Origin of the sequence: Exiguobacterium sp. s64 (assembly GCF_018618035.1) — a bacterium.
Lineage (GTDB): Bacteria > Bacillota > Bacilli > Exiguobacteriales > Exiguobacteriaceae > Exiguobacterium > Exiguobacterium mexicanum_A.
This window is the reverse complement of record NZ_JACSLH010000023.1, coordinates 1-1,187: the sequence shown is the minus strand read 5'-3', so window position 1 is coordinate 1,187 and position 1,187 is coordinate 1. Positions and strand designations below refer to the sequence as shown.

General features: G+C 47.2%; 10 tRNA genes and 1 rRNA gene. All 11 read right to left on the bottom strand.

Annotated features, from left to right (window positions below):
- Positions 1–108: 108 nt before the first annotated feature.
- Positions 109–185: transfer RNA gene (locus KNP64_RS14710), tRNA-Pro, on the bottom strand.
- A gap of 7 nt (positions 186–192) precedes the next feature.
- Positions 193–269: transfer RNA gene (locus tag KNP64_RS14705), tRNA-Arg, on the bottom strand.
- Positions 270–274: 5 nt separating this feature from the next.
- Positions 275–359: transfer RNA gene (locus KNP64_RS14700), tRNA-Leu, on the bottom strand.
- A gap of 7 nt (positions 360–366) precedes the next feature.
- Positions 367–441: transfer RNA gene (locus KNP64_RS14695), tRNA-Gly, on the bottom strand.
- Between the two features lie 21 nt (positions 442–462).
- Positions 463–543: transfer RNA gene (locus KNP64_RS14690), tRNA-Leu, on the bottom strand.
- Between the two features lie 33 nt (positions 544–576).
- Positions 577–652 (bottom strand) — tRNA-Lys (locus KNP64_RS14685).
- A gap of 15 nt (positions 653–667) precedes the next feature.
- Positions 668–743 (bottom strand) — tRNA-His (locus KNP64_RS14680).
- Positions 744–754: 11 nt separating this feature from the next.
- Positions 755–830: transfer RNA gene (locus KNP64_RS14675), tRNA-Thr, on the bottom strand.
- Positions 831–838: 8 nt separating this feature from the next.
- Positions 839–914 (bottom strand) — tRNA-Phe (locus KNP64_RS14670).
- 25 nt (positions 915–939) lie between these two features.
- Positions 940–1,015: transfer RNA gene (locus KNP64_RS14665), tRNA-Asp, on the bottom strand.
- Positions 1,016–1,098: 83 nt separating this feature from the next.
- Positions 1,099–1,187: ribosomal RNA gene (gene rrf / locus KNP64_RS14660) — 5S ribosomal RNA — on the bottom strand; the annotation flags it as partial.

Sequence of the window (1,187 nt, the reverse complement as noted above, 5' to 3'; positions counted from 1 at the left end):
GAATTTGATATAGCTCTTTAAAAATGACGAAGCTTGCGCTTCATTCAAAAATTGTAAAACATTTTTGCCTCATCGTTCAGTTTTCAAAGACCAAATTGAATTAAGAAATGGTCGGGAAGACAGGATTCGAACCTGCGACCCCTTGGTCCCAAACCAAGTGCTCTACCAAGCTGAGCTACTTCCCGTTATAAATGGTGCACCCTGAGAGATTCGAACTCCCGGCCTTTAGATTCGTAGTCTAACGCTCTATCCAGCTGAGCTAAGGGTGCATTAATGCGGTCGAGAGGACTTGAACCTCCACGGTGTTAACCACCACTAGGCCCTCAACCTAGCGCGTCTACCGATTCCGCCACGACCGCATATAATTGGAGCGGAAGACGGGATTCGAACCCGCGACCCCGACCTTGGCAAGGTCGTATTCTACCACTGAACTACTTCCGCAATATAAAGTTAGATTAGAGATGCGGGTGAAGGGACTCGAACCCCCACGTCAAAGACACTAGATCCTAAGTCTAGCGCGTCTACCAATTCCGCCACACCCGCATATAATATTTAAGTATAGAAATTAATGAGAAATGGTGAGCCATGCAGGGCTCGAACCTGCGACCCTCTGATTAAAAGTCAGATGCTCTACCAACTGAGCTAATGGCTCATTAATTTTTTAAAATGGGGCGGCTGAAGGGAATTGAACCCTCGAATGCCGGAATCACAATCCGGTGCGTTAACCACTTCGCCACAACCGCCATGAGAAAAATGGTGCCGGCGAAAGGATTCGAACCCTCGACCCTCTGATTACAAGTCAGATGCTCTACCAACTGAGCTACACCGGCGCTGTAAATGGTGGCTTTGGACGGAATCGAACCGCCGACACAAGGATTTTCAGTCCTTTGCTCTACCAACTGAGCTACAAAGCCAACTTATTAAGTTTAAATAAAAAAATGGCGGTCCCGACGGGATTCGAACCCGCGATCTTCTGCGTGACAGGCAGACATGTTAACCACTACACCACGGGACCGTTTTAAATAATTATTGTATCGACTTTACCTATTTTAAATGTCATCGAGAGTAAAGTCAATAATTTTTTCAAAAAAACAATCAGCCTGGCAGCGTCCTATCCTCACAGGGGGAGACCCCCAACTACTTTCGGCGCTGAAGCGCTTAACTTCCGTGTTCGGCATGGGAACGGG